This is a genomic window from Lentzea sp. NPDC051208 (assembly GCF_040682435.1).
GTDB lineage: Bacteria > Actinomycetota > Actinomycetes > Mycobacteriales > Pseudonocardiaceae > Lentzea > Lentzea kristufekii.
On the sequence record NZ_JBFBAW010000005.1, the window covers coordinates 284,812 to 311,781 of the forward strand.

Here is a 26,970-nt window from a genome sequence, read left to right on the forward strand (position 1 = left end):
CCATTGCGTTGAGCGGCAGGGTGGGCGGCAGGGTGGCTCGGCTTCGCCGTTGCCCTGTTGGCGCGCTGTCCTGTGTGGACGAGGTCGGCTGGCAGCTCTAACCTCGGCTCGTGCTGTCCCACGTGGAAGTCACCGCCCGTGTCACCGTCACCCCGGCTGCCCACTTCGTGTGGTCCAACCGGCTCGACTTCGTGCACGACTGCCTTGTCTGCCTGCGGGTCGGGCGCGTTGTGCAGTTGCAGCACGGCATGCCGTACGGGCTGTGCACCGGCAACGAGCATCCGGCTCCGGTGCGCGTCAGCGCGTTCGATGCCGCCGAGCACGGTGCCGAGCGGAGTTTGCGGTGCCGGATCACGTCGTGGTGGGCGCCGTTCAGCGATCCGACGGAGCCTGAGGTCCGGGCTTCGGAGCTGACCGCTGTGCCGTGGGTGCGGCTCAACTACCGCGTCGGGTGCCACACCTGCCGTGACGACGGGGTTGGCGAGTGGCTTGGCATCGAGGGGTACCTGGAGTCCGGCGCGGCTCCGGTGGCCAGTTCGTGTCCCAGGTGCGGGACCGAGCTGGTGTCCGCGGCGGCCGTGCCGGAGATCGATCTCGTCGGTTAGTTCTCGTGGGCCAGGAGCCAGCGCTTGACGTCGAGGCCCCAGCGGAAGCCGCCCAGGTTGCCGCCGATCCGGATCACGCGGTGGCAGGGGACGAAGAGGGCCACCGAGTTGCGGGCGCAGGCCGAGGCCGCTGCCCTGATCGCGGCCGGGCGGCCGGAGAGTTCGGCGTACTCGGAGTAGGTGACCGGTTCGCCTGCCTTGACCATGCGCAGGACGTCCCAGGCGTGCTGGAGGAACGGGCCCGACTTCTGGCGGACCTCGATCGTGTCGATCGCCGTCAGGTCGCCCTCGTGGTAGGCGATGGTCGCCTTGGTGACGTCGCCCAGGTCCGGGCGCGGGGTGATCTCGGACGGCATCAGGGTGGCGTGGATCTGGGGCGTCAGCAGGGCCAGGTCGGCGGTCCAGCCACTGGCGAGCACTGCTCCGTCCGGCGCGACGATCGCGGTGAACGGCCCCGCCGGGGTGTCCACAGTGGACGTGTGCGCGACGGTCATGATGTTGCTGCCTTCCTCGTCAGGTGTGCTCCGGCGTAGGAGCGCCACGGCCGCCAGTCGGGGCCGTGGGAAGCCAGGTGTCGTGAGGCTCGGGGGAGCACCAGTACGTCCGGTGCGCCCAGCACTCGCATGGCCACCTCGTCGGCCACCGCTGCGCCGGCCAAGGGGGTCAGTTCTTCGGTCAGGTCCTCGATCGAGCGGCCCACGTCCACGACGAGTCTGCCGCTCGCCAGCGCCTCGGTGACGGGGTGGTCCCCGGCCGCGTAGAGGTGGGTCAGGTTGCCGTCCGGGATCTGCAGCGGGACGCCGGTGAACGGGGCCACCAGCCGCAGCAGCGTCTCGGCGCCGTCGACGCTGCCCGCCACGCGGATGCCGGGCACCTCGCGGACCAGGGGACCGATGATCGGGTCGGCGCCCAGGAACTCGTCGACGGCCATCGGGTCGGCGTCGAGGTCCAGGAGGCGGCGGACGCGGGAGACGGCCGCGCCCAGGTCCCGCACGTCGGCGAGGCGCAGAGAGCACAGGACGTGGTCGGCCGGGAACGTCAGGCGGACCGTCGCCTCGCCGTGCGGGAGCGCCAGCGTCCGGGCGTAGGAGTCGGCCGTCACCTCCTCGACGCCGGGCAGCGCGTGCGCCCGGAAGTGGGCGAGCAGACCCGTGGCGTCGAACGGCGCCCGGTACGGCAGGCGCAGGACGATGCGGCCTGGAGTGCCGACGGGGGCCTTGCCGCGGCCTCGCATGTCGGACGGGGTCGAGGCGAACACCATGCGGATCGTGTCGTTGAACTGGCGCACCGACGCGAAGCCCGCGGCGAACGCGATGTCGGCGAACGGCAGTTCGGTCGTCTCGATCAGCAGCCGGGCGGCGTGGGCGCGGTGGGCGCGGGCCAGGGCCAGCGGACCGGCGCCCAGTTCGGCGGTCAGCACGCGGGTGAGGTGGCGTTCCGAGTAGCCGAGCTTGGAGGCCAGGCCCGTCACGCCGTCGCGTTCCACGATGCCGTCGCTGATCAGGCGCATCGCCCGGCCCGCCAGGTCCGCGCGGAGGTTCCACTCGGGGGAGCCGGGCACGGCGTCGGGCAGGCAGCGGCGGCAGGCGCGGAAGCCTGCCGACTGGGCCGCGGCGGCCGTGAGGAAGAACTGGCTGTTGCGGCGCTTCGGGGTCACCGCGGGGCACGACGGCCGGCAGTAGATGCCGGTCGTGCGGACCGCGTGGATGAAGCACCCGTCGAAGCGGGCGTCACGTGCGGAGCACACCCGGTACGCGTGTTCTTCGTCAATGACCATGCCATCGATCCTGCCAGCGGGAACGAGCAATGGCTCGCGGAAATCGGACACGACCGTCCCCTGCCGTAGACTCGCTCCCCGTGAGTTTGACCCTCGGTATCGTCGGCCTGCCCAACGTTGGCAAGTCCACCCTGTTCAACGCGCTCACGCGCAACGACGTGCTCGCCGCGAACTACCCGTTCGCGACGATCGAGCCGAACGTGGGCGTCGTGCCGCTGCCGGACGCGCGTCTCTCCAAGCTCGCCGAGATCTTCGGTTCCGAGCGCGAGGTGCCCGCCGTGGTGTCGTTCGTCGACATCGCCGGCATCGTCAAGGGCGCGTCGGAGGGAGAAGGCCTCGGCAACAAGTTCCTCGCGAACATCCGCGAAGCGAACGCGATCTGCCAGGTCATCCGCGTCTTCGACGACCCGGACGTCGTCCACGTCGACGGCCGCGTCGACCCGTCCAGCGACATCGAGACGATCAACACCGAGCTGATCCTCGCCGACCTCCAGACCCTCGAGAAGGCCATTCCGAGGATCGAGAAGGAGGCGCGGATGCAGAAGGACCGCCGCGCCGTCCTGGAGAACGCGAAGAAGGCCAAGGACATCCTCGACGCGGGCCGCACGCTGTTCGCGGCGCAGTCCGAAGTGGACGGTGAACTGCTGCGTGAGCTCTCCCTGCTCACCACCAAGCCGTTCCTCTACGTCTTCAACGCCGACGAGGGCGTGCTGACCGACGAGGCCCGCTTGAAGGAACTGCGCGAGATGGTCGCCCCGGCCGACGCCGTGTTCCTCGACGCCAAGGTCGAGTCGGAGCTGCTCGAGCTCGACGAGGAGTCGGCCCGCGAGCTGCTCGAGTCCATCGGCCAGCACGAGCCCGGCCTGCACTCGCTGGCCCGCGCCGGCTTCCACACCCTCGGCCTGCAGACCTACCTCACGGCGGGCCCGAAGGAGGCGCGCGCCTGGACGATCCCGCAGGGCGCCACCGCCCCGCAGGCCGCCGGCGTGATCCACACCGACTTCGAGAAGGGCTTCATCAAGGCCGAGGTCGTGTCGTTCGACGACCTGGTGGCCTCGGGCTCGAAGGCCGACGCGAAGGCGGCGGGCAAGGTCCGCATGGAGGGCAAGGACTACGTCATGAACGACGGCGACGTGGTGGAGTTCCGCTTCAACGTCTGATCGTCGCAGGTGCCGGACCTCTGGTGGTTCGGCACCTGCCGTGACGCATCGACGTGATGATCGCGATGAGACGCTCGCCCACCAGCGGATGACGACCTGCATCCAGACCTCGCGCGACGCCGCGCGTTCCAGTCCGCGCACCTAGACTCTCACCGTGTGAGAGTTGAGTACCGGGTTCTGGGGCCCCTCGAGGTACTGCTCGACGGGGAACCCGTGGCTGTCCCGGCGGGTCGCGGCCGGGTCCTGCTGGCCACGCTGTTGTTGCGCGCCAACCGCTTCGTCTCGGTGGACGAGCTGGTCGAACGGGTCTGGGAGGGCGCGCCGCCCGACCTCGACCGCGCGCACAAGACGCTGCAGACCGTGGTGATGCGGCTGCGTCAGGCACTGGGTGAGGCCAACTGCGTGCGGCACGAGCGCGGTGGGTACCTGGCCGAGATCGAGCCGGAGCAGCTCGACCTCAACAGGTTCCGCTCGCTGATCGAGCTGGGGGAGTTCGCTGGGGCGCTGGGGCTGTGGCGGGGGCCGGTGCTGGCGAACGTGGCTTCGGAGTCGTTGCACCGCGACGAGGTGCCGCTGATCGAGGAAGAGCGCCTCGCGGCGGTCGAGAAGCGGATCGAGGCCGATCTCGCGGACGGGCGGTCGGTGGAGCTCGTGCCGGAGTTGCAGGAGCTCACGCGGACGCACCCGTTGCGCGACCGGTTCTGGCACCAGCTCATGCTCGCGTTGTACCGCTCAGGGCGGCAGGCTGGGGCGCTGGCGGCCTATCGCCAGGTCAGCGAGATGCTCGCGGACGAGCTGGGGATCGATCCGGCGCCGGAGCTGAGCGCGCTGCACGACCAGATCCTGCGCGGTGAGGTGGCGCCGCAGGAGAAGCGGGTCACGCCCCGGCAGCTGCCGCCGGACCTCGCCACCTTCGCCGGGCGGGAGAAGGACGTCGAACGGCTGGCCGCGAGCGATGCGCGCGTCATCGTCATCTCCGGTACGGGCGGGGTCGGCAAGACTTCGCTCGCGGTGCACTGGGCGCACCGGGTCGCCGGGCGGTTCGAGGACGGGCAGATCTTCGTCAACCTGCGCGGGCAGGACGAGGTGCGCGCGATGACGCCGCAGGAAGCGTTGATGCTCGTGCTGAAGGGGCTGGGCGCCGAGAACGCCTCTGGCAGCCTGGACGAGCAGGTGGCGTTGTACCGGTCGCTCGTCGCGGACCGGAAGTTGTTGCTGCTGCTGGACAACGCGGCCAGCGCCGAGCAGGTGCGGCCCTTGCTGCCCGCGTCGGCCGGGGCGCTCACCGTCGTCACGAGCCGGGGTGACCTGCGCGGGCTGGCGCTCAACGACGCTGATCTCGTGCGGCTGCCGACGCTCACCGACGAGGGCGGCATGCGACTGCTGGAACGTGTGCTCGGCGCCGCGAGGGTGCGTGCGGTGAAGGAGGCCGCGGCGGCTCTGGTGCGGTTGTGCGGCGGGTTGCCGCTGGCGTTGCGCATCGCGGCCGCCGACCTGCGCGCCCAGGACGACATGAGCATCGCGGGCAAGGTCGCCCGGCTCGGCGAGGACCGGCTGGGCGAGCTGGAGGTGCCCGGTGATCCGGCGGCCGCGGTCGGCGTGGTGTTCGACCAGAGCTACGCCGCGCTGCCGGAGGACGTGCGGCTGGTGCTGCGCCGGCTCGGAGTGCTGCCCGGTGCCGACTTCACCGCGCACGACGCGGCCGCGATCTCCGGCCTGCCGGACGCGGGACGTCACCTGGACCAGCTCGTCTCCGTCCACCTCGTGGAACGCCGGGGCGACCGCTTCGGCCTGCACGACCTGCTGCGCGTGTACGCCAGGGAGAGGTGCGCGGGAGAAGAGGTCGACGAGGCCCTGGAAAGGCTCTACGACTTCTACCGCCGCATGACCGACGACGCGGGCGAGCTGCTGTTCCCCGACCAGCGCCGCTTCCCGCTCAGGACCACGACGACCCAGCTGCCCGACGTCGTGCTGAAGACGTCCGAAGAGGCGTTCGCGTGGATGGCCGCCGAGTACCCGAACCTGTTCTCGACGGTGGTGCTCGCGGCCGACCGCGGCGAGCACTGGCCCGCCCACCAGATCGGTGCCGTGCTCAGCGCGTACTGCTACGAGCTCAGCGACCTGACGAACTGGCAGCCGCTGTGCGAGATCCGGGATCGTTCCGCCCAGGCCTCCGGCGAAGACGACCTGATCGCCGACGCGAACCTGTCCCACGCGATCTTCCACATGTACCAGAGCAATCTCGAGCGGGCGCGGGAACTCACGGACGTGGCGCTCGAACTGAGCATCCGGACCGGCGGTCTGAAGGCGCAGGCGACCGCGCACACGCTCCTGGGCGGACTGGCCGGCAGGACCGGCGGCGACGGACTCCCCCACCAGCAACAGGCGCTGGCGATCCGCGAGCGGATGGGCGATCGGGAAGGTCAGGCGGTCGGCCTGCTCAACATCGCTGCGGCGCTGTTCCGGCGGCCCGACCTCCCCGGCACGGAGCAGGCGTTGCGCAGGGCTCTGGAGCTCGCCGGTTCGGCTGTCGTGAGGTTGCACGTGCACGCGTCGCTGGCCGGTGTCCTGACCGAGCTGGGCCGCTTACCGGAAGTGATCGAGAACCACGAGGCCCAGCAGGCGCTGCAGGCGGAACTGGGGAACCCCCAGCCGCTCACGATCGGCATCATCGCCGTGGCGAGGGCGAAGCTGTTGCTCGGGTTCGCGGACGAGGCGTTCGACATCGTGCTCGACGTGCTCGAAGGACTGCGGGCGCGGTCCAGCTTCGAGGAGCGGTGGGATGCCTGGGAGATGATGGCCGACCTGTTCGACCACAGCGGTGACCACGACGACGCGCTGGCCGCCGCGCGCATCCTGCTCGAAGCCGCCTCCCAGGCCGACGTTCCCCAGGACGTGGCCGAGGCCAATCACGTGGCCGCGCGGGCCTACCGCAACCTCGGCGACCTCGACCGGGCGGCGCACCACCTGGGCGAGATGCGCTCGGATTCCGGCGCCTCGATCGCGTTGTGCCTGGGTGACGAGCATGCGGAGCGCGCGTTGCTGCACCTCGCTCTGGGGGAGACGGAGGAGGCGTTGCGCCACGCGGAAGACGCCGTCGCCACGTGTCGTCGCTACCACCAGCGCTTCTACGAAGCACGGTCGCTCGAGGTGCTGGCCGCCGTGCGACGCGCTGCGGGAGACGTGGACGGTGCAGGGGAGGCGGAGACGCAGGCGGCCATCCTCTATCGGGAGTGTGGTGTGGCCGAACGCCAGCTGACCGCGCAGTGAGACCATCGCGCCGTACCGGAGCTGTGGCGGAGCCCCGCGCTCGAGGCGGTGGACATCTTCGAGGAGATGAAGGACTCGCGGGCCGCCGTGATGAGCGAGCTGGTTGCATCGGTGACGAATGTATGAAGCGAGGTTTGTACCGACCTCGGTGGGGTAGCCCTAGAACAGGATTCCCCACCTGGAGGTGTCATGATCGTCCTCGGACTGATCCTGCTCGTCGTCGGCTGGCTTGCTGGCATCAGCATCCTGACGACGCTTGGCGTGGTGTTGCTGGTGATCGGCGCGATTCTCGCCGTGTTGGGCGCGGTCGGCAAGCCGATCGGTGGCCGGGCGCACTACTTCTAATCGCCGTACCAAGACACCGTTCCTCCCCCTCGGAGACGGTAACGAAGAAGGGGCAACCTCCACATGGGAGGTTGCCCCTTCTTCATGTCTCACAACGGCTTTACACGTTGTTCTTGGCGCGTGCGGCAGCGGCGAACACTCCGAACGCGACCCCCAGCATGGCCAGAGCGGCGACAGCGGCAACTACAAGATCAACAGACATGATCAGAAAAACTCCCTCTTGCGATCTCTCCCGTCCTAATGACGCCGGGGTACCCCGTTTCGTTGCCTCGGGTAACGTTTTCGGGGTGAAACTCCGTGCTGTGGAAGCGCGTGTGCTCTCCGTAGCACCGTGGCTGCTCGCGTTGTCGGTCGCCGGGCACATGTTCATGGTCGCCTTCCAGGCGAAGATGACCATGATCGACCTGCTGGTGTACCGCAACGGATCGCCGCACCTGTTCTCCGGCGACCTCTACGAGTGGCGGCTCGACCAGTACGCGGACGTGTTCCCGCTCCCGTTCACCTACCCGCCGTTCGCGGCCGCGATCTTCACGCCGATGAGCTGGGTGCCGTGGGAGGCGTCACGCTGGATCTGGCAGCTGATCTGCCTGGGCTGCCTGTACTTCATCGTGCGCACCAGCCTGAAACTGCTGAAGCTGCAGGACCCGCGCCGCGCCATGATGTGGACCGCGCTGACGCTGTGGATCGAGCCGGTCCGCACCACGCTCAACTACGGCCAGATCAACCTGGTGCTGGTCGCGATCCTGATCGGCACGCTTGCCAGCGCGCGCAACTGGGTCGGAGGTGCCGGTGTGGGTTTCGCCGCCGGCATCAAGCTCACGCCCGCGATTTCGGGGCTGTACTTCCTGATCCAGCGGCGGTGGATGGCCGCTGTGTGGTCGTTCGTCGCTTTTGTCGCGGTGTACGGCATCGGCTGGGCCATCTCACCGTCCCAGTCGGACAAGTTCTGGTTCCAGCTGCTCGGTGACGCGAGTCGCGTCGGGCCCGTGGGCAGCGCGATCAACCAGTCACTGCGCGGTGCGCTGAGCCGCACGGTCGGTTACGACGTCAAGACGGGGCCGATCTACATCGTCGCCGTGCTCGTCGTGGCCGCGCTCACGTGGTTCGCGGTCAGCAGGACCAAGGACGCGCTGGCGTTGATCGTCAGCGTCCAGATGCTCGGCCTGCTGGTCTCGCCGATCTCGTGGAGCCACCACTGGGTGTGGATGGTGCCCGCCCTCCTGTGGTTGATCTACGAGGGCGGTCACCTGCTCTGCAAGATCACCGCCGGCCTGTGGGTCCTGCTGACCGGCGGCTACCTGATCTCTTTCCTGCTGCTCGCCCAGCCGAACATCTGGGACTTCCCGCGGCCCTGGTACTTCGTGCTGCTCGGCTGGGGCTATCCGGCCGCGGGCATGCTCACGCTGGTCGCGATCGGGCTGGAAGCCAGGCGTCAGGGCAACGAGCCGCGCCCGGCGGTCCAGCAGGTCCGTGAGCAGCGCATGTCTTGACCGAATCAGCTCATCGCGTCCAGGACCCCGTCGATCTCCTCGGCGAGGGACACGTCGAGCGCGGTGATTCCTCCCTTGTAGTGCGTGCTCAGGCGAAATGTCAGTGTCTTGTACCGGATGTCGATGTCCGGGTGGTGGTTGTCGTTCTCCGCGATCTCCGCGATCCGGTTCACGACCATGATCGCGTGGGAGAAGCTCGGCAGCTCCACGGTCCGGACCAGCGCCGCGTCCTGGGGGCACCAGGCGGGCAGCTTGGGCAGGATGTGGTCCAACTGATCGTCGCTCAACAGCTCGGCCATGTCCTGATCGTCCCACCACGTCACGTAGGCTGCGCGTTTACCACGGGAGTCCGGTGAAGCGCCGGGCTGAGAGGAGGGCTCGCAAGCCCTCGACCGTCCACCTGATCCGGGTCATACCGGCGTAGGGAGAGATCGCTGTGAGAAGGATTTGTGCTGTTTTCGCTGCTCTGGCGCTGACCGGTTGTTCGGCCGGCACGTCGACCGTGCCGCAGTCGCACGAGGTCACGCTGGTGACCCACGACTCGTTCGCGGTGAAGCCGGAGGTGCTGGAGGAGTTCCAGAAGTCCTCGGGCATCACCGTGAAGCAGGTCGCGAGCGGTGACGCGGGCGAACTGACGAACAAGCTGGTGCTCACCAAGGCCAACCCGATCGGCGACGTCGCCTTCGGCGTCGACTCGACGTTCGCCTCGCGGGCGCTCTCGGAAGGCGTGTTCGCCGAGTACGCCTCGCCGGAGGCCTCGAAGGGTGCCCAGCGCTACAAGGCCGACGACTCGAACCGCCTGCAGGCCGTCGACGTCGGTGACGTGTGCCTGAACATCGACCCGGCCAAGCTCGGCGGCGTCGAGCCCAAGTCGTACGACGACCTGATCGACCCGAAGTTCAAGGACAAGCTGGTCGTCGAGAACCCGGCCACGTCCTCGCCCGGTCTCGCGTTCCTGCTCGGCACGATCGCCGAGTACGGCGAGAACGGCTGGCAGGAGTACTGGACCAAGCTCAGGGCCAACGGCGTCAAGGTCGTGAGCGGCTGGGAAGAGGCCTACAACCAGGAGTTCTCCGCCACCAAGGGCGACCGGCCGATCGTCGTGTCCTACGCGTCGTCGCCGTCGGCCGAGGGCGGCAAGACCAAGGCGGTGCTGGACACCTGCTACCGCCAGGTCGAGTACGCGGGCGTGCTGTCCGGTGCCAAGAACCCCGAGGACGCGAAGAAGGTCCTCGACTTCCTGCTGGGCGAGAAGTTCCAGGCCCAGGTGGCCGAGCAGATGTACGTCTACCCGTCGCGTGAGGGTGTCGCGCTGCCCGAGTCGTGGGCCAAGGACGCGCCGTTGCCGCCGAACCCGCAGGCCCTGCCCGCGGACAAGGTGAAGGACAACCGCGAAGCGTGGGTCGAGCAGTGGCGCAAGCTCGTGCAGGGCTGAGTTCCCGCACGGGCTGGTCGGCGGCGGCACTGCTGCCGCTCGCCTTCCTCGCCCTCTTCTTCGCCTGGCCCGTGCTGGCGATCGTCTCGCTCGGGCTGCGCGAAGGTGGTGTGCTGCCGGCGCTCGCCGACAGCGACACCTGGGAACTGGTCGGCTTCACGCTGGGGCAGGCGCTGGCGTCGACGGTCGTGGCGGTCCTCGCCGGGATGCCGCTGGCGTTCGTGCTGGCGCGGTGCCGGATTCGCGGCCTCGGGCTGATCAGGGCCGCCGTGATGGTGCCGTTCGTGCTGCCGACCGTCGTGGTGGGCCTGGCCTTCCGGACGTTCTGGCCCGACGGCGGGGTGCTGCCGATCGTGCTGGCGAACGCGTTCTTCAACGTCGCCGTGGTCGCGCGGACCGTCGGCGGGCTGTGGGCGCACACGGATCGACGTGCCGAGGACGCGGCCCGGGCTCTGGGTGCTTCGCGGCCGCGGGCGTTCCTGTCGGTGGTGCTGCCCGCGCTGGCGCCGGCGATCGGGTCGGCCGCGGCGGTCGTGTTCCTGTTCTGCGCCACCAGTTTCGGTGTCGTGCTGGTGCTGGGCGGGTCGCGGTACCGGACGCTCGAGACCGAGATCTACCTGCGCACGGTCGAGCTGTTCGACCTGTCCGGGGCGGCGGCGTTGTCGTTGCTGCAGTTCGCCGCCGTGCTGGCGGTGCTGGTGCTGGGCGCGCTGGCCCGGCGCCGGCGGGAGACCGCGCTGGCGTTGCGGGACAGGGAAGAGCTGGCCCGACGGCCGTCCGGCGGAGAGTGGTACGTGGTGCTCGCCGCGTTCGCCGTCGTGGTGGCGTTGCTGACACCGGTCGTCGGGCTGGTGACGCGCTCACTGTCCACAAGGGACGGCTGGAGCTTCGCCGGGTACGTGGCGCTGAACACGCGCGGAGACCGCGGCACGTTGGCGGTCACCGGCATCGACGCCGCGGTGAACTCGCTGCGCACGGCCTTCGACGCGACCCTGGTGGCGCTGGTGGTCGGGGTGTTCTCGGCCGTCGTGCTGGTCGGGTTGCGGCGGTCGGGGGCCCGCTTCGCCGAGGTGCTGGACACCGCGCTGATGCTGCCGCTCGGCGTGTCCGCGGTGACGGTCGGCTTCGGGTACCTGATCACGATGGACGCCCTGCCGGGTGACTTCCGGACCTCGCCGCTGCTGGTGCCGCTGGCGCAGGCGCTGGTGGTGACGCCGTTGATCGTGCGGATGGTGCTGCCGGTGCTGAGGGCCGTCGACGAACGGCTGCGGCAGGCGGCGGCGACGCTGGGCGCCTCGCCGGTCCGGGTGTGGCGCGAGGTGGACCTGCCGCTGGTCGGGCGGTCCCTGGTGGCGGCGGCCGGGTTCGGGTTCGTCGTCGCGCTGGGGGAGTTCGGGGCCACGAGCTTCCTGGCCCGGCCGGACTCGCCGACGTTGCCGGTGGTGATCGCGCGGCTGATGTCGCGGCCGGGAGAGTTGAACAGCCAGATGGCCTACGCGGCTTGCGCGCTGCTGATGGTCGTGACGGTCGGGTGCGTGCTGCTGATCGAGCGGTTGCGCGTGCCGAGCAGCGGGGAGTTCTGATGGCGCTGGAACTGGACTCGATCACCGTCCGGTATGGACGGACGGCCGCGGTGTCGGACGTGTCGCTTTCGGTGGCGGACGGCGAGGTCGTGGCGCTGCTCGGACCGTCGGGGTGCGGCAAGTCGACGTTGCTGCGCACGGTGGCCGGGCTGGAGAAGCCCACGTCGGGGTCTGTCCGCTGGGACACGACCGATCTGGCCGGCGTCCCGGTGCACCGGCGCGAGTTCGGGCTGGTCTTCCAGGACGGGCAGCTGTTCCCGCACCGGACGGTCGCCGGGAACGTGGCGTTCGGCCTGCGGATGAAGAAGGTCGAGCGCGAGGCGCGAAACAAGCGCGTGCTGTCGCTGCTGGAACTGGTCGGGCTCGAGGGCTATGCCGATCGCCGGGTGACGCAGCTGTCCGGCGGCGAGCAGCAACGGGTGGCGCTCGCGCGGGCGTTGGCGCCGTCACCGCGGTTGTTGCTGCTGGACGAGCCGTTGTCGGCGCTGGACAGGGCGTTGCGCGAACAGCTCGCGGTCGACCTGGCGCGGCTGCTGCGGGAGGCCGCGACGACGGCTCTCGTCGTGACGCACGACCACGACGAGGCCTTCACGCTGGCCGACCGGGTGGCGATCATGTCGCGCGGCCGGATCGTGCAGGTCGGTCCGCCGGCCGAGGTGTGGTCCTCGCCGGTCGACGTGGAGACCGCGAAGTTCCTGGGCTGCAACAAGTTCGTGCCCGGCTCGTTCGTGGGGCTGGACGTCGAGCGGGTCGGGTTGCGGGCCACGGCGCTGCGGGTCGACTCCGACGGGCTGATCGAGGGCACCGTGGTGGAGCGGGTCCATCGGCGCGATCACGTGCGGCTGCTCGTGGAGATCGGTGGCGAGGAGTACGAGGCCGTGGGGCCGGTGTCCGTGGGAGACCGCGTGCGGCTCGCAATTGACTTGGACGGCGTCGCCCGCGTCGGGTAGTCATTGAGTCCTATGGGACTTCTCGAGGGGCGCGTCGCACTGGTCACCGGTGTGAGCAGGCGGCAGGGAATCGGTTACGCGATCGCGCAGCGGCTGGCCGGGCTGGGCGCGGATCTGTTCGTGCAGCACCACGTCGCACATGACGCCGAGCAACCGTGGGGCGCGGACTCGATCGAGGACGTGATCGCGGGCATCGGCGGTCGCGTCGAGCACCTCGGTGCCGATCTCGCTCTGCCCGATGCGCCCGACCAGCTGATGGCGGCCGCGGTCGAGGCTTACGGGCGCGTCGACGTGCTGGTGTGCAACCACGCGAGCAGCGGGCCCGACGGTGCGCTGGGCGAACTGGACGCGGAGAAGATCGACGCGCACTACGCGGTGAACACGCGGTCGTCGATCCTGTTGGCGCAAGCGTTTGCCCGGCAGCACGACGGGGCACCGGGCGGACGTGTCGTGTTCATGACGTCCGGGCAGAACCTCGGGCCGATGCCGGGTGAGATCGCCTACGCGGCCTCGAAGGGCGCGCTGGTGGGAGTCATGTCGACGCTGTCGCACCAGCTGATCAGGCAGGGGATCACCGTCAACGCGGTGAACCCCGGCCCGACCGACACCGGCTACGCCGGCGAGGAGACGAAGGAGTGGGTGCGCGAACGCATGCCACTCGGCCGCTGGGGTCAGCCGGACGACGCCGCCCGGCTGATCTCCTGGCTCTGCACCGACGACGCCGAGTGGATCACCGGTCAGGTGATCAACAGCGAGGGCGGGTTTCGCTAGTGGTGCGACTCGGAACGTTGGCGAGGTGATCCACGCTCAGCAGGGCGCCTCGCGGCACCACGATGCACCCGTCTGACCGCGAATTCCCCGGCAACCTTCCGAGCCACACCACTAATTAGCTGTCCTTCGTGACCAGGCGGATGGCCGCGAGGCCCGTGCCGATCAGCAGGTAGCAGCCGGCGAGCAGCGTGCTGTCGCCGATCTGCCCGAGCGGGATCGGATCGCGCATCACGTCGATCAGCCCGGGGAAGCCCGTCGTGATCAGGAACGGGTGCAGCCAGTCCAGCGACGAGAACTGCCCCAGCACCTGGAACACGATGATCGTCGTCATCGTCGCCGCCTGCACCACGAGCGGGTGCTCGGTGGTGGACGAGACGGCGAGGGCGACCGCGCCGATCGCCACCATCTGGAACGTCACCAGCAGGATGAACAAACCGATGCGCAGCATGCCCTCGGCGGTCGAGAGCGTGGTGCCGGACAGCGTCATCATGCCGTCGGTGCCGAGGAACGCCGTGCCCGCGATGATGCCGACAACGGCCATCAGCGTGACGGCGAACAGCGACATCGCGGTGAGGCCGAAGAGCTTCACGAACAGCAGCCGCACGCGTGACACCGGTGCGACCAGCAGGCCGCGCAACGTGCCGTGCTGGGCCTCGCCCGCGAGCCCGTCCGCCGCCCAGATGGACGCGACCAGCGGCAGCAACAGGTTGAGCGACAGGAACAACGTGAAGATCGGCACGACCATGCCGTTGCCCTGCAGGATCGCGCCGAGGCCCGGAGGCCCGCCGCCACCCTCACCCTCGTCGCTCGCGGTCCAGATGCCGAAGCTGATGAGGATCGGGACGAGGACCAGGCCGAACAACCCGATGAGGGTCCGCGGCCTGCGCAGCATCCAGCGCACCTCGGAGCCGAACTGGCGCGTGATCATCGGCGTCCCCCGTCCAGAGTGTCCACAGCGGACATTCCGCGCTCGGCCTCCTCGGCCTCGGTGAGCCGTGCGAACAGCTCCTCCAGACCGGTCTTCCAGCGCGTCGCCTCGAAGACGCGGGCGCCGCCCTGGACGAGCGTCTCGATGACCTGCGGCGCGCTCGTCCCGGCGAGCTCGACCCGGAGGCCCTCACCCAGCGGACGCGCGGAGATCTTGGCCTGCCGCAGGGCGCTCAGCGCCTTCTCGACGTCCGGGGTGATCACCTGGAGCGCCGAGCCGCCCGCCTGCAGCAGTTCGGTCAGCTCTCCCTGCGCCACCACGGTGCCGCGGTGCAGCACCGCGACGTGCGTGCAGGTGGCCTCGACCTCGCTCAGCAGGTGGCTGGAGACGAGGACGGTGCTGCCGGCCTCGTGCAGATCCGCGATGATCTTGCGGATCTCCCGCGTGCCGGCCGGGTCGAGGCCGTTGGTCGGCTCGTCGAGGACGACGAGCTTGCGCGGCACGAGCAACGCCGCGGCCAGGCCGAGACGTTGCTTCATGCCGAGCGAGTACCCCCGGTACCTGCGGTGGGCCGCCTGGGCGAGCCCGACGCGTTCGATGGCGTCCTCAACGGCCTGCTTGATCTCCTTGCGAGGCAGCAGAGGCTCGAACGCGGCACACCTGACGAGGTTCTCCCGTCCACTGAGGAACGGGTGGAACCCCGGACCCTCGACCAGCGCGCCCACGTGCGGCAGCGCCTGCTCGGCTCCCTCTGGCAGCGGCCTTCCGAGCAGTTCGATCTCCCCCTGCGTGGGGCGGACCAACCCGAGCAGCATCCGGATCGTGGTCGTCTTGCCGGACCCGTTGGGCCCGAGCATGCCGAGCACGGCACCTTCCGGCAGCTCGAGGTCGACGCGGTCCACGGCGACCGTGCTCCCGTACTCCTTGCGCAGCCCCTTGGTCCGCGCGGCGACAGCGGTCTTGCTGGGCGCTGTCACCGGCGCGCTGGTCGAGGTGGTCACTTCAGCTGTCCGATCGTGTCGAACAGGACCTGCTCGGGCACGGCACCCGCGGCCACACGGCCGTCGTCGGTGATCAGGATCGTGGCGACCTTCGTGGTGAAGACCTGACCGCTACCCCAGGCACCGCTGACCTTCTTGGTGAACTTGTCGACCAGGCCCTGAGCCTCGGCGGGAACCTGGGTCATGGCCTCGGCCGGAATGCGTGCGCCGACGACCGTGTCCCAGCCCGTGCCGAAGATCTGCGGGTCCTTGCCCTGCAACGCCTGCTCCAGGCCGAGCTCGTGGTCGCGGTCGCGGCCCTTCTGCTCCTTGGCCTCCGGCGTGGTGACCTTGGCCTGGGCCGGCGGCGTGAACTCGAAGAGCTTCGGGTCCTGCGCGCCGACGTTGATCTCGCGGAAGCCGACCGTGCCCGCGGGCTCGCTCGCGCCGTTGGTCAGAACGGCGACGCGCAACGGCATCTTCAGCTCGGCGTCGACCGCGATCCGCACCTCGCGGATCAGGGTCTTCTCGCTGGCCTTGGGGGTCAGCACGAGCTCGTAGGCGGCACGGTTCGCGACTCGCGCGGTGCCGTCGACGGTGATGTCGCTGAACTCCTTGGTCAGTCCGACGACCTCCTTGGCCGCGGTGGCCGGGTCGATCGCCTTGGACTTGTCCTCGTCCGGCTTCGGCTGGTCCGCCTTGTGCTCGGCCTTGGTGACCTCGTTGTCGGCGGAGTTCCAAGACCACGTGGTCTTGCCGTCGTTCACGATGGTCTGCTCGGACTGGCCGTTCGGCAGGGCGGCGCGGAACTTGCCGTTGCCGTCCGTCCAGATCCGCGCGCTGTGCTTGCCGTCGGCGAGCTGCGGGATCTCGGCGAGCGACGGCAGGCCGAGCTTGTTGTCGACCTCCACCGTTCCGCCGAACGCACCCGGCTTGCTCGTCAGCACCTGTTCGACGAGTGACTCCGCGGACACGTCCGGGAGTGACGGTGGCTGGCCCGCACCCGCTGGCATGGCGGCAAGGCTGAGCCCTGCCACACCGGTGATCACACCGGCCGCCGCAGCGGCCAGGGTCACCTTTCGCTTGTTCATCAGTGGTCCCCTCCTCCAAGGGCTTGTACCCATAGCTTGGTGGTGGGTTGCTGAGATGGTGCTGAGACTACTCCCACCTGCGGTTTTGTGCTTGTGTCGAGGTGCTTTCTGAGAGTCGGCTGAGATCTTGCGGGCAGCTGAGAGCCGCGCGCGGCATGCTGTGACCCGTGAAGCCTCGAGTGCTGGTCGTGGACGACGAAGTCGGCGTGCGCCGGGCGTTGGAGCGTGGCCTTTCGGCCGAGGGCATGGAGGTCGTCACGGCCTCCGACGGGCCCACGGCGTTGCGGGTCGCGTTGACCGGGGCCTTCGACGTGGTGCTGCTCGACATCATGCTGCCCGGGTTGTCGGGCTACCGCGTGCTGCAACGGATGCGCGCCGACGGCGTGCGCACGCCGGTGCTGATGGTGTCCGCCAAGGACGGGGAGGTCGACCAGGCGGACGGGCTGGACCTCGGCGCCGACGGGTACCTCGTCAAGCCGTTCAGCTTCGTCGTGCTGGTGGCCCAGGTCAGGGCGTTGCTGCGGCGGGGTGGCGGGGCGCGCCGGAGGCTGACGCTGGGGCACCTGGTGATCGACCGCGGACTGCGGGAGGTCAGCTGGGGCGGGCAGGACGTGTCGCTGTCGCCGCGCGAGTACGCGGTGCTCGACGTGCTGGCGTCGCGGGCGGGGTCCGTGGTCACCAAGGACGAACTGCTGCGGACCGTCTGGGGAGACGAGCAGGCCGCGACCAGGAACGCCGTCGAGGTCTACGTCGGTTATCTCCGGCGCAAGCTGGAAGCCGTGGGAGCCGGTGAGGTCGTGCGGACCATTCGCGGGCACGGGTACATCGCGTCCACTCCTGACCTGGACAACGCGCTGGGGAACAAGTGAGTCCTGGCTGGTGGTTGCGGCGCACGCTGCGCTTCCGCATCACCGTCGTGGCCACCGGGGTCGCGTTGCTGTGCCTGCTCGCGTTCACGGGTCTGGCGCCCGCGTTGATCGGACTGATCCAGATCACGGCGGTCGACCAGGCGCTGGAGAAGTCGCCGCCTCGAGTGCTCGACGTGGCCGGCGTGCCGGTGGACGGCAAGCCGCCGCTCCCGTTGACCACGCAGGACATCCGGGCCCTGCGGTCCGGGGAACCCGTGCTGCGGCTGGAGGGGGAGTCCGCGCTCCGGTTCCGGGGGCAGGTGGTGTTCTCCGGGGACGGGACACCCCGGCTGGAGGTCTACGCGAGCACGTTGCTCGGGTACGGCAAGGCCAACACGCTCGGCTCGCGCTGGCTGGCCGTCGCGGCGGTGCTGGTGGCCGGGCTGGTGGGGATCGCGACCTGGCTGTCGGTGCGCTCGTCGTTGCGGCCGGTCGAACGGATGCGGGTCGCGGCGGGGGAGCTGCCGCACGGCGAACGGCTGCCGGTGCCGCCGTCGCGCGACGAACTGCAGGCGCTGGCCGAGGCGCTGAACGCGTTGCTGGCCCGGCGCGACGAGGCCTCGGACCGGTTGCGGCGGTTCACCGGGGACGCGGCGCACGAGCTGAGGTCACCGGTCGCGTCCGTGCGGGCGCAGGCCGAGGTCGCGGTGGCGCACCCGGATCCCGACTTCTCCATCGAGGTGCTGGAGTCGGTGGTCGAGGAGTCGATCCGGCTCAGCGCGCTGGTGGAGTCGTTGCTGATCCTGGCCCGCGCGGACACGGCGGCGCCGCCGCGTGCCGAGGCCGTGGACCTGGTGCTGGAGGCCGAGGCGGCGATCTCCCGGCTGGACACGGAGCTGCTGGTGCGGCTGACCGCGCCGCCGTCGGCGTGCCTGGTGTCGGCCACGCGTTCCGAGGTCGAGCTGGTGCTGGACAACCTGCTGCGCAACGCCGCCCGGTACGCGTACTCGACGATCACGCTCACGCTGGTGCCGGTCGGCCGGGACGTGCGGTTGCTCGTGGACGACGACGGGCACGGCATCCCCGCCGAGCACCGGGCAAAGGTGTTCGACCGGTTCTACCGGGTGGAGGAGGACCGCGGTCGCCGGTCGGGCGGGTTCGGTCTCGGGCTGGCCCTGGTGTCGCACCTCGTGCAACGGCGGGGTGGAACGGTCCGTGCCGCGGAGTCACCTGCCGGTGGTGCGCGTTTGGAGATCCGCTGGCCGTCCTGGTAGCAAGCTCTGGTGCCAGAGTTGCGAGCGTCGGCGCTGGTCGACGCGCCTGTTCCCGTTGCCGCCGGTGCCCTGCTGGACACCTCGCTGATCACGGGGTTCGGAGTGCGGGCCCCAGGGCCGTTGCTGTGCCTGGGAGACGTGCTCACCGGGCCGTTCGGCGTGCGGTTGACGGTCACGCGGGCTGACCTGTCCGGCGTGTCCGCGGCCGGCGGCTTCCTGGAGCTGCACACGGACCTCGTGGCGACCGGCGCCGGGACGATGGTGGTCGACCGGGTCGCGTGGACCTCGGTGCGCGGCGTCGTCGGGCGGTTCGCGGACGTGGCGGTCGGGCGCGGGATGGCGTTGCGGGTGCTGGAGAAGCGCTCGGCGTTGCTCGCCCGGCGGTGCGAGGAGCTGCGGGCGGCCAGGGTCGTGGTGGGCGCGGCGATCGTCCGGGATGGACGGTTGCTGGCGCAGCAGCGTTCCTACCCGGAAAGCCATGCGGGGCAGTGGGAACTGCCCGGCGGACGGGTCGAGCCCGGCGAGAAGCCCGCGGACGCGCTGGTGCGCGAGTGCGTGGAAGAGCTGGGTGTTCCCGTTGTCGTCGGCGAGCAGGTCGGTCCGGACGTGCCGTTGAAGAAGGACCTGGTGCTGCGGATCTTCGCCGCGGAGCTCGCCGGCGGTGAACCGGAAGCGTTGGAGCACAACGCCGTCCGGTGGCTCACCGCCGGCGAGCTGCCCGGCCTGGACTGGCTGCCCGCCGATCGCGTGCTGGTGCCCGCCCTTCAGCAGCTCCTCAACTGAGCCCGGACAGGCGCAGGGCCGCGTTCAGCCGGTGCTGGGCGCGCTCACGGGACCGCTCCGCGCCGGCTGCCCTGATCCGGTCCAGCTCGGCGGGGTCGGCGAGGAGCTCCAGCGTGCGGTCGCGCACGGGACGGAGTTCCTCGATCACCGCTTCGGCCACGACGTTCTTGAGGTCGGAGAACCTGCTCGTGTAGTCCTCGGGCTCCTTGCCGGTGCAGGAGGCGAGGATCTCGGTCAGGTTCGCGATGCCCTCGGTGGACGAGACGGCCCTGCGCACCTTGCGCCGCACGAGGTCCGGGTCGTCGAGCACGAAGACGACCCCCGCCGAGTTCTGCGCCGACTTGTCCATCTTGCGGGCCGGGTCCGCGAGGTCCTTGATGCGCGCCCCCACCTTCGGCACCACCGCCGTCGGCACGATGAACGCGTCGCCGTAGGCGTGGTTGAACCGCCGGGCGAGTGCCCGTGCCAGTTCGACGTGCTGGAGCTGGTCCTCGCCGACCGGCACCTCCGCGGTGCCCTGCAGCAGGATGTCCGCGGCCATCAGCACCGGATAGGTGAGCAGGCTCAGCCGCACCGACTCGCGGCCGAGCGACTTCTCCTTGAACTGGATCATCCGCGCGGCCTCGCCGTACGTGCAGGTGCACTCCAGCACCCAGTTCAACGCCCCCAGCTCGCGGATCAGATCGCTCTGGACGCACACGCTCGCCGGGGCGATGCCGGACGCGATGAGCACCGCGAGCTGCTCCCGCGTCATGGATCGCAGCCGTTGCGGGTTGTGCGACGACGTCATCGCGTGCAGGTCGCTGATGAAGTAGACGTCCTCGTCGGTGCCCTCCCGGGCCCACGTGCGCAGCGCGCCGAGGTAGTTGCCCAGGTGCACCTGGCCGGAGGGCGTGATGGCCGAAAGCCGGATCATGATGTTGGTCCTCTCGTGAAGGACCGCCCGGACGACACGCACGAAAAAGCCGCCCGTCGCGGGCGGCTCGTGTGGCGTCAGTGGTGAACTCTGCGCACAGCTACTCCGGCCGCCTGAAAGCGGCCCGCCAGAAGGCGTTCATCGTGCGCACGATGGTGAGTATAGGTCTACCGTCAACGCATGTTCATCGTGCTGCTGAAGTACGCCGCGCCACTGGAACAGATCGACTACGCCCTCCCCGACCATCGAGCCTGGGTCGAGAAGCAGTACGAGCGAGGTCTCTTCCTCGCCTCGGGGCGTCAGGTGCCGAGGACGGGCGGCGTGATCATCACGCGGCCCATGCCCCGGGGCAAGCTCGAAGCGCTGCTCGCCACGGACCCGTGGGCCGAGCAGAAACTGGTGAAGTACGAGATCTGCGAGTTCGAGGCGACGCGAACGGCGCCCGAGCTCCTGAAGCTGAACGAGGCCGTGCTGCAGAGCTAGGCTCGTCCGGCCAGCCACTCGATCGCCGCGCTCAGCGCGTCCTCTGTGTCGACGAGCGTGTGCGGGGCGATCGGGGCGTTGCCGTACGTCCTTCCGGTGCGGTCCGCCATGAGCGCGGTCGTGATGGCGAGCCGCGCGCCGTCGGGCAGCCTGAACACCTCGTTCGCCGTCGCGTAGCCGGCTGTCGGTGCGCCGAAGGTCCTGGTGTCCTCCGCGCCCAGGAACGAGATCAGCACGGCCTCTCCCGAGCTCGCCGTGCCACCGTCGACGAGCACCGCCACCGGCTGGTTCCGCGCGCCTGGGACCCGGTGCCACCGGAACGCGGTCGTCCCGCCGTTGTAGACGTGGCCGCGCCTGATGCCCCAGCTCGTCTCGCCGTGCGGGCTGATGAACCGGCCCTTCTCGCCCTCGCCGAGCAGCGAGGCCACCACCGTCAGCATCGGGTGCATGTCACCGCCCTGGTTGCCACGCAGATCGACCACCCAACCGGTCGGTCGGCCCGCGATGAGCCCGCGCAGCATCTTCAGACCGGCGGTGACGTACGCCCTGCCGTTGCGCGTGTCGGTCTCCGGCAGAACCAACCATCCGGTTGCTTCGAGCAACCGACCGGTTGGTCGAAGCAACCGACCGGTTGGAACGGTGGGAGGCGGCGCAGAGGCTGCTCGCTGCGCCGTGACGAGGTGGGTGTGCGGGTTGCCAAGAGTGGCGATCACGTCACGGATCGCGTCGTAGGTGTCCTCTGGGGTGTTCGCGTCAGCAGTCGCGAGGTGAGCTTCGGCACGTAATGCGGGCCAGTCGGCCCCCGCGCTCTCGATCGAGTGACGCTGGAGGAGGCCTAGGGCCGCCTCGACGTACCCATGGACCTCGGGTGGTCTCAAGCGGCCTTCTTCAGGGCCTTCTTGGCTGCCTTCTCGGCCTTCTTCGCGGCCTTCTTCCTGGCCTTGTCACGTTCCTTGAGCAGGAACGGGACCGGGCAGCGCTTGCACTGGGGCTTCGACCGACAACACTTCTTCTTGAGCTTTTTGCCCACTGGTTGAACTCCACTCCGACACGTATCGCTAGAGTAGGTGAGGCTCACTTCACTGGCACTCTTGTGTGGTAATGGCGACGCAGCCGGTAGTATCAGCAACGGCCCTGCGCATCGAAGTGTCCGGCGCGAGCCCCTCCAACGCCTTCGAAGCTCATAGGAGTTCTGCGTGCCCACGGCCACCGCGTCTGTCCTTCAGACGCGAACTGACCTGCGAAATGTCGCGATCGTCGCGCACGTCGACCACGGTAAGACCACCTTGGTCGATGCAATGTTGCGCCAGTCCGGCGCCTTCTCCGCGCGTGCCGAGCTCGTCGACCGGGTCATGGACTCGGGCGAGCTCGAGCGGGAGAAGGGCATCACGATCCTCGCCAAGAACACGGCTGTGCGCAGGCACACGCCGGACGGCGACGTGATCATCAACGTGGTCGACACCCCCGGCCACGCCGACTTCGGCGGCGAGGTCGAGCGTGCGCTGTCGATGGTCGACGGTGTCGTCCTGCTGGTCGACGCGTCCGAGGGCCCGCTGCCCCAGACGCGCTTCGTCCTGCGCAAGACGCTCGCGGCCGGCCTGCCGGTGATCCTGCTGGTCAACAAGGTCGACCGCCCCGACGCCCGGATCTCCGAGGTCGTCGAGGAAGCCCACGACCTGCTGCTCGACCTCGCGACCGAGGTGGGCGCCGACGAGTCCGTGCTGGACCTGCCGGTCGTCTTCGCCTCGGCCCGCGCCGGTCGCGCGTCGCTGAACCAGCCCGAGGACGGCGGCCAGCCGGACGAGGAGAACCTGGACGTCCTGTTCCAGGTGCTGCTCGACCACATCCCCGCTCCTCACGTCGACGTCGACGGCCCGCTGCAGGCGCTCGTCACGAACCTCGACGCCTCGACGTTCCTCGGCCGCATCGCGCTGTGCCGCATCCACCGGGGCACGCTGCGCAAGGGCGAGACCGTCGCCTGGTGCCGTGAGGACGGCGAGCCGGTCAAGGTTCGCATCACCGAGCTCCTCATCGCCGAGGCGCTGGACCGCGTCCCGGCCGAGTTCGCCCGTGCGGGTGACCTGGTCGCCATCGCCGGCATCTCCGACATCACCATCGGCGACACGCTGGCCGACGCCGACAACCCCGAGGCGCTGCCCCGGATCACGGTCGACCAGCCGGCCATCTCGATGACCGTCGGTGTGAACACCTCGCCCCTGGCGGGTCGCAACGGCGGCACCAAGCTCACCGCCCGCGTGCTCAAGGCGCGTCTCGACGCCGAACTCGTCGGCAACGTGTCCGTGAAGGTGCTCCCGACCGAGCGCCCGGACACCTGGGAGGTGCAGGGCCGCGGCGAGCTGGCGCTGGCCATCCTGGTCGAGCAGATGCGCCGCGAGGGCTTCGAGCTGACCGTGGGCAAGCCCCAGGTCGTCACGCACACCGTCGACGGCAAGGTCCACGAGCCGTTCGAGCGCCTGTCCGTCGACTGCCCCGAGGAGCACCTCGGCGCCGTCACGCAGCTGCTGGCGAACCGCAAGGGCCGCATGGAGAACATGTCGGGCCACGGCACCGGCCGCATCAAGCTCGACTACGTGGTCCCGTCGCGAGGCCTCATCGGCTTCCGCACGGAGTTCCTCACCGAGACCCGCGGCACCGGCATCGCCAACGCCGTGTCCGAGGGCTACGGCCCGTGGGCGGGCGAGATCCGCACCCGCCACAACGGCTCCCTGGTCGCCGACCGCACCGGCTCCATCACCGCCTACGCGATGATCCAGCTGGCCGACCGCGGCACGTTCTTCGTGGAGCCGGGCGCCGACGCCTACGAGGGCATGGTCGTGGGCGAGAACCCGCGCGCCGAGGACCTCGACGTCAACATCACCCGCGAGAAGAAGCTCACGAACATGCGCTCCTCCACGGCAGACGTGATGGAGACCCTGGCCCGCCCCCGCAAGCTCTCGCTGGAGGAGGCGCTGGAGTTCTGCGCCTCCGACGAGTGCGTGGAGGTGGCCCCGGACGTCATCCGCGTCCGCAAGGTGACCCTGGACGCGAACCTGCGCGGCCGCGAGCGCTCGCGCCTCAAGCAGCGCGGCTAGTACCAGCGCTGACGTAACGCCTGACAGGGGCGGCCGGGCCGATGGGCTGGCCGCCCTTCGTCGTCTGCGGGGAACGCGCCGAGGCCCGCGACAGGCGCGCCGAAGGAGCGGTCTCAGGGGAGCTCGCCGGGGCACGGGACGGGGCATGCCGGAGGAGTGATCTCAGGGAACTCGCCGGGGCACCGGGCGAGGCGTGCCAGAGGAGTGGGTCTCAAGGGAGCTGGGCGGTGGCACGGGACAGGGTGCGCTGAAGGAGTGACCGGGGCCGGGCAGCGCGGGGCGAGGCGAGCGCCTGGCGGGCGAGGCCGAGATCGGGGGCCTCACGGATGACGGAAGCGGCAGGAGCCCAGGGTCGGTCACATTGGAATGGCGCGGAACCAGGAGCGGCCAGAAGGCGAGGCCCAGGCGTGGCGCGGCGAGACTCAAACCGCGCAGCAAGGGCAACGCCGAAGGCAAGCCACCCTGCCACCCAACGCAACGGCGGAGCCGAGGCGTCCCGCCCAGCGCACAGGGCAACGGCGAGCCGAGCCACCCTGCCACCCACGGCAATGGCGAAGCCGAGGCGTCCCTCCGTACGCGAAGGGCAATGGCGGAGCCGAGCCACCTGTCGCCAGCGGCAATGGCGAAGCCGAGGCGTGTGAACCTAGGCCTGCTGGTCAAGCGGTAATGAAGCGACCACCGCACTGCGATTGGGGCTTGACCTTGAGTGGGCGGGATGCTCCCCTCACGGGCACGGCCGGGCGCTTTTCAGCCCGGCCCTATTCCGGCCGTCTAAGCATCCCGCCAGAGGCTCAAGGTCAAGCCCCAATCGCTATCGTCGCGAAGCGGCGATGACCGGCACCGGCCCGGTACTGCCCGCCCAGCCACCCTCCCAAGGCGACCGTTCGCATGGCAGGTGACCACCCCGCTGGAACGCGACAGGCCAACGCAAGCCGACCCGCTCAGTGCCAACCCACCCACCGACGCAAGGCGACAGCCCGCAAGGCAGGCGACCACCCCGCTGGAACGCGACAAACGCCCGCAAGCCGACCCGCGCGCTGCCAACCCGCCAACTCCCGCAAGGTGACTTCTCGCACGGCAGGTGACCGCCCGCTGGAACCGCCACCAGCCAACGCAAGCCGACCCGCCCAGACACCCCAGCCGAACCCAGGCACCCAGCCCAACCCGGCCCCACCCCAGCACCAACCTGCCCCACCCCACCGAACCACTCGACCAGGTGAGCCGTACTACTCACCGGACGAGCAACCCGCCACAACCACCACACGTCTCTCAAAGTGGCGCGGGTGACAAAACCTGGGTTGCCCGAACGCCACCACCAACCTTCTGGCAATGTGAGGACCATGAGGCGACTCGGGGGAGTGCTTGCTGCTGCCGTCCTGTGCGGCACAGCTGCGGCGTGCACGAACGCGCCGCCTCCGCCCCTGGTGCCGAAGTCCGAGGCGCCCGTCATCACCACCACGGGGCCCAAGGTCACCGAGATCGTGGTCGGCGTGGACGACGTGGCCGGCGGTTACAACCCGCACGCCCTCGCCGCGCAGAGTCCCATCACGACCGCGTTGAGTTCGCTGCTGCTGCCGAGCCCGTTCAGGCCGGGCAACGACGGCGCGCCGCAGCTCGACCGGAACCTGATGGTGAGCGCGAAGGTCACCAAGGCCGAACCGTTCACCGTCACCTACACGATCCGCAAGGACGCCAGCTGGTCGGACAGCGCTCCGATCGCCGCCGAGGACTTCTACTACCTCTGGCAGCGTATGCGGGCCGAACCCGGTGTTGTGGATCCGGCGGGTTACCGGCTTGTCAACAACATCAGCGCTCGCGAGGGCGGCAAGGTCGTCGAGGTCACCTTCGGCAAGCCGTTCCCCGGGTGGCGGAGCCTCTTCTCGAACCTGTTGCCCGCGCACCTGCTCAAGGACGCGCCCGGTACGTGGTCGAACGTGCTCGCCACCGGCTTTCCCGCCACCGCGGGGCCTTTCCAGGTGCGCAGTCTCGACGAGCCGCGCGGCGAGGTCGTGCTCGAGCGCAGCGATCGGTACTGGGAGGTGCCGACCACGCTCGACCGGGTCGTCATCCGCAGGGCGACGCACAGCGCGATGGCCGAGTCACTGTCCAAAGGCGACAACCAGGCCGCGCTTCTGCGTGCGGACGCGGCGGACGTGAACCTGCTCAAGGAGATCGAGAAGGTCACCACGAAGCCCGTGCCGCGCAACGAGGTCGTGCAGGTGTTGTTGCGGCCGGCCAGCGAACGGCTCGCGGACGTCAAGACGCGCAAGGCGATCGTGGCCGCGCTCGACCGCGACGCGCTCATCGCGTCCGGGACGCAGAGCGGGCCCAGTGCCTCGTTCCGGGCCGACTCGTACGTGGTGCCGCCCAGTCGCGCCGGGTTCGTGAAGACGATCAACGGGAACACGCTCGACGCGGCGGCGAGCGAGCGGTTGCTGACCGAGGCCGGCTACTCGAAGGCCGGCACCGAGTGGCAGAAGGCGGGCAAGGCGCTCAAGCTCCGCATCGCCGCGCCGGAGAAGGTCGAGCCGTACGTCGGCATCGCGAACCGGATCAAGGTCCAGCTGAAGGAACGCGGGATCGACTCCGAGGTCGTCACGCCGACCGCCGAGGACCTCTTCAGCAAGCAGCTCACCCAGAAGGACATCGACATCGCCGTCGTGCCGCGGGTCGACGCGGGGGACACGGCGGCGGCGCTGGCGAGCGAGTTCGGGTGTGCCGGGGACGCTCCGGACGGGGCGACGCCCAGCCCGCAGAACGCCGCCGGCTTCTGCGACCCGGCGATCCAGGCCGACGTCGAGGCCGCGTTGAACGGCAAGGTCCTGGTGTCCGACGTGCTCGCCAGGGTCGAGCCGTTGATCGCCGCCCAGGCCGTTTCGGTGCCGTTGTTCCAGGTGGTCGACCTACTTGGTGTCCTTCCCACGGTTTCGGGCGTCGACACCGGGGCACCCCTGGCGGGCGTGCTCAGCGGAGCACCCGAATGGCGGCGTCTCGACAAGTAGTCGAGGGGCCTAAAACCGGTTGCGCGCTTCTTTTTCGCGTTGCTACGTTCGGCCGCCGTCGTTGACAGAATTTCGTGTGCCCGGTCAACGAACGCTTTCGCCCGGTAATCGGGCCATTGCGGCCTGCTACAACCTGTTTCCATTGGGTCACGATCCCCCTCCCAGGTAGTGACCGCCGCCTCAACGG

Annotated in this window: 24 protein-coding genes and 1 riboswitch; of the genes, 15 read left to right on the forward strand and 9 right to left on the reverse strand. The window is 69.7% G+C overall.

Annotated elements, in window-relative coordinates:
- Positions 1-110 precede the first annotated feature (110 nt).
- Positions 111-605 carry a hypothetical protein gene (locus AB0M48_RS14265; protein ID WP_363840763.1) on the forward strand — a complete coding sequence of 165 codons (495 nt, stop codon included), beginning with the start codon at positions 111-113 and terminating at the stop codon, positions 603-605.
- On the opposite strand, the gene AB0M48_RS14270 is transcribed toward AB0M48_RS14265, so the two are convergent.
- Positions 602-1,099 carry a methylated-DNA--[protein]-cysteine S-methyltransferase gene (locus tag AB0M48_RS14270; protein ID WP_363840765.1) on the reverse strand — a complete coding sequence of 166 codons (498 nt, stop codon included), beginning with the start codon at positions 1,097-1,099 and terminating at the stop codon, positions 602-604. The two genes, AB0M48_RS14265 and AB0M48_RS14270, sit on opposite strands and share 4 nt — an antisense overlap.
- Positions 1,096-2,382 carry an AlkA N-terminal domain-containing protein gene (locus tag AB0M48_RS14275; protein ID WP_363840768.1) on the reverse strand — a complete coding sequence of 429 codons (1,287 nt, stop codon included), beginning with the start codon at positions 2,380-2,382 and terminating at the stop codon, positions 1,096-1,098. The genes AB0M48_RS14270 and AB0M48_RS14275 overlap by 4 nt, the downstream gene beginning before the upstream one ends.
- Positions 2,383-2,462: 80 nt before the next feature.
- Here AB0M48_RS14275 and ychF point away from each other — a divergent pair, with 80 nt between their 5' ends.
- The 4 genes from ychF to AB0M48_RS14295 all read left to right on the forward strand — a co-directional run bounded on the left by ychF (position 2,463) and on the right by AB0M48_RS14295 (position 8,647).
- Positions 2,463-3,542: a redox-regulated ATPase YchF gene (gene ychF / locus AB0M48_RS14280; protein ID WP_363840771.1), complete on the forward strand. Its 1,080-nt coding sequence runs from the start codon at positions 2,463-2,465 to the stop codon at positions 3,540-3,542.
- Between the two features lie 156 nt (positions 3,543-3,698).
- Positions 3,699-6,812: a BTAD domain-containing putative transcriptional regulator gene (locus tag AB0M48_RS14285; protein WP_363840775.1), complete on the forward strand. Its 3,114-nt coding sequence runs from the start codon at positions 3,699-3,701 to the stop codon at positions 6,810-6,812.
- 189 nt (positions 6,813-7,001) lie between these two features.
- A complete protein-coding gene (locus tag AB0M48_RS14290; protein ID WP_090007203.1) occupies positions 7,002-7,157 on the forward strand; it encodes a DUF6131 family protein in 156 nt (51 codons plus the stop codon).
- A 287-nt stretch (positions 7,158-7,444) separates the two neighbouring features.
- Complete coding sequence (locus AB0M48_RS14295) at positions 7,445-8,647, forward strand: mannosyltransferase (protein ID WP_363840778.1); 1,203 nt, start codon at positions 7,445-7,447, stop codon at positions 8,645-8,647.
- A gap of 5 nt (positions 8,648-8,652) precedes the next feature.
- Here the strand turns inward: AB0M48_RS14295 and AB0M48_RS14300 are convergent, their stop codons facing one another.
- Positions 8,653-8,946 (reverse strand): 4a-hydroxytetrahydrobiopterin dehydratase, encoded by a 294-nt coding sequence (locus AB0M48_RS14300; RefSeq protein ID WP_363840782.1) that lies wholly within the window; start codon positions 8,944-8,946, stop codon positions 8,653-8,655.
- Between the two features lie 32 nt (positions 8,947-8,978).
- Positions 8,979-9,091: riboswitch (TPP riboswitch) on the forward strand.
- Between the two features lie 22 nt (positions 9,092-9,113).
- Here AB0M48_RS14300 and AB0M48_RS14305 point away from each other — a divergent pair.
- The 4 genes from AB0M48_RS14305 to AB0M48_RS14320 are packed head-to-tail and all read left to right on the forward strand — an operon-like array spanning position 9,114 to position 13,386.
- A complete protein-coding gene (locus AB0M48_RS14305; RefSeq protein WP_363841315.1) occupies positions 9,114-10,082 on the forward strand; it encodes a thiamine ABC transporter substrate-binding protein in 969 nt (322 codons plus the stop codon).
- A gap of 29 nt (positions 10,083-10,111) precedes the next feature.
- Positions 10,112-11,665, forward strand: a complete 1,554-nt coding sequence (locus AB0M48_RS14310; protein ID WP_363841318.1) for an iron ABC transporter permease — start codon at positions 10,112-10,114, stop codon at positions 11,663-11,665.
- Positions 11,665-12,615, forward strand: coding sequence for an ABC transporter ATP-binding protein (locus tag AB0M48_RS14315; RefSeq protein WP_363840785.1), 951 nt, complete (start codon positions 11,665-11,667; stop codon positions 12,613-12,615). The genes AB0M48_RS14310 and AB0M48_RS14315 overlap by 1 nt, the downstream gene beginning before the upstream one ends.
- 12 nt (positions 12,616-12,627) lie before the next feature.
- Positions 12,628-13,386, forward strand: a complete 759-nt coding sequence (locus tag AB0M48_RS14320) for an SDR family oxidoreductase (protein WP_363840788.1) — start codon at positions 12,628-12,630, stop codon at positions 13,384-13,386.
- Positions 13,387-13,501: 115 nt separating this feature from the next.
- Here AB0M48_RS14320 and AB0M48_RS14325 read toward each other — a convergent pair whose 3' ends face one another.
- The 3 genes from AB0M48_RS14325 to AB0M48_RS14335 are packed head-to-tail and all read right to left on the reverse strand — an operon-like array spanning position 13,502 to position 16,385.
- A complete protein-coding gene (locus tag AB0M48_RS14325; RefSeq protein ID WP_363840791.1) occupies positions 13,502-14,314 on the reverse strand; it encodes an ABC transporter permease subunit in 813 nt (270 codons plus the stop codon).
- Entirely contained in the window at positions 14,311-15,315 is a 1,005-nt protein-coding gene (locus AB0M48_RS14330; RefSeq protein ID WP_363840794.1) for an ABC transporter ATP-binding protein, read from the reverse strand. Before AB0M48_RS14330 ends, AB0M48_RS14325 begins: the two co-directional genes overlap by 4 nt.
- Positions 15,312-16,385 carry a hypothetical protein gene (locus tag AB0M48_RS14335; protein ID WP_363840797.1) on the reverse strand — a complete coding sequence of 358 codons (1,074 nt, stop codon included), beginning with the start codon at positions 16,383-16,385 and terminating at the stop codon, positions 15,312-15,314. Before AB0M48_RS14335 ends, AB0M48_RS14330 begins: the two co-directional genes overlap by 4 nt.
- Positions 16,386-16,552: 167 nt before the next feature.
- Here AB0M48_RS14335 and AB0M48_RS14340 point away from each other — a divergent pair, with 167 nt between their 5' ends.
- The 3 genes from AB0M48_RS14340 to AB0M48_RS14350 are packed head-to-tail and all read left to right on the forward strand — an operon-like array spanning position 16,553 to position 19,290.
- Complete coding sequence (locus AB0M48_RS14340) at positions 16,553-17,254, forward strand: response regulator transcription factor (protein ID WP_319988365.1); 702 nt, start codon at positions 16,553-16,555, stop codon at positions 17,252-17,254.
- On the forward strand, positions 17,251-18,507 hold the full coding sequence (locus tag AB0M48_RS14345) for an ATP-binding protein (protein WP_363840801.1): 1,257 nt from the start codon (positions 17,251-17,253) through the stop codon (positions 18,505-18,507). Before AB0M48_RS14340 ends, AB0M48_RS14345 begins: the two co-directional genes overlap by 4 nt.
- 9 nt (positions 18,508-18,516) lie before the next feature.
- Entirely contained in the window at positions 18,517-19,290 is a 774-nt protein-coding gene (locus tag AB0M48_RS14350) for a (deoxy)nucleoside triphosphate pyrophosphohydrolase (protein ID WP_363840804.1), read from the forward strand.
- On the opposite strand, the gene trpS is transcribed toward AB0M48_RS14350, so the two are convergent.
- Complete coding sequence (trpS, locus tag AB0M48_RS14355) at positions 19,283-20,206, reverse strand: tryptophan--tRNA ligase (RefSeq protein WP_363840807.1); 924 nt, start codon at positions 20,204-20,206, stop codon at positions 19,283-19,285. The genes AB0M48_RS14350 and trpS overlap by 8 nt on opposite strands.
- Before the next feature lie 180 nt (positions 20,207-20,386).
- Here trpS and AB0M48_RS14360 point away from each other — a divergent pair, with 180 nt between their 5' ends.
- On the forward strand, positions 20,387-20,689 hold the full coding sequence (locus tag AB0M48_RS14360; protein WP_030482187.1) for a YciI family protein: 303 nt from the start codon (positions 20,387-20,389) through the stop codon (positions 20,687-20,689).
- Here the strand turns inward: AB0M48_RS14360 and AB0M48_RS14365 are convergent.
- Positions 20,686-21,270: a S41 family peptidase gene (locus tag AB0M48_RS14365; RefSeq protein WP_363840811.1), complete on the reverse strand. Its 585-nt coding sequence runs from the start codon at positions 21,268-21,270 to the stop codon at positions 20,686-20,688. The two genes, AB0M48_RS14360 and AB0M48_RS14365, sit on opposite strands and share 4 nt — an antisense overlap.
- A 293-nt stretch (positions 21,271-21,563) precedes the next feature.
- On the reverse strand, positions 21,564-21,719 hold the full coding sequence (locus AB0M48_RS14370; RefSeq protein WP_167974072.1) for a hypothetical protein: 156 nt from the start codon (positions 21,717-21,719) through the stop codon (positions 21,564-21,566).
- 166 nt (positions 21,720-21,885) lie between these two features.
- On the opposite strand from AB0M48_RS14370, the gene typA reads away from it, so the two are divergent.
- Both typA and AB0M48_RS14380 read left to right on the forward strand, forming a co-directional pair.
- On the forward strand, positions 21,886-23,781 hold the full coding sequence (gene typA / locus AB0M48_RS14375; RefSeq protein ID WP_363840815.1) for a translational GTPase TypA: 1,896 nt from the start codon (positions 21,886-21,888) through the stop codon (positions 23,779-23,781).
- A 1,340-nt stretch (positions 23,782-25,121) separates the two neighbouring features.
- Positions 25,122-26,783 carry an ABC transporter family substrate-binding protein gene (locus AB0M48_RS14380; RefSeq protein WP_363840818.1) on the forward strand — a complete coding sequence of 554 codons (1,662 nt, stop codon included), beginning with the start codon at positions 25,122-25,124 and terminating at the stop codon, positions 26,781-26,783.
- Positions 26,784-26,970: the final 187 nt, after the last annotated feature.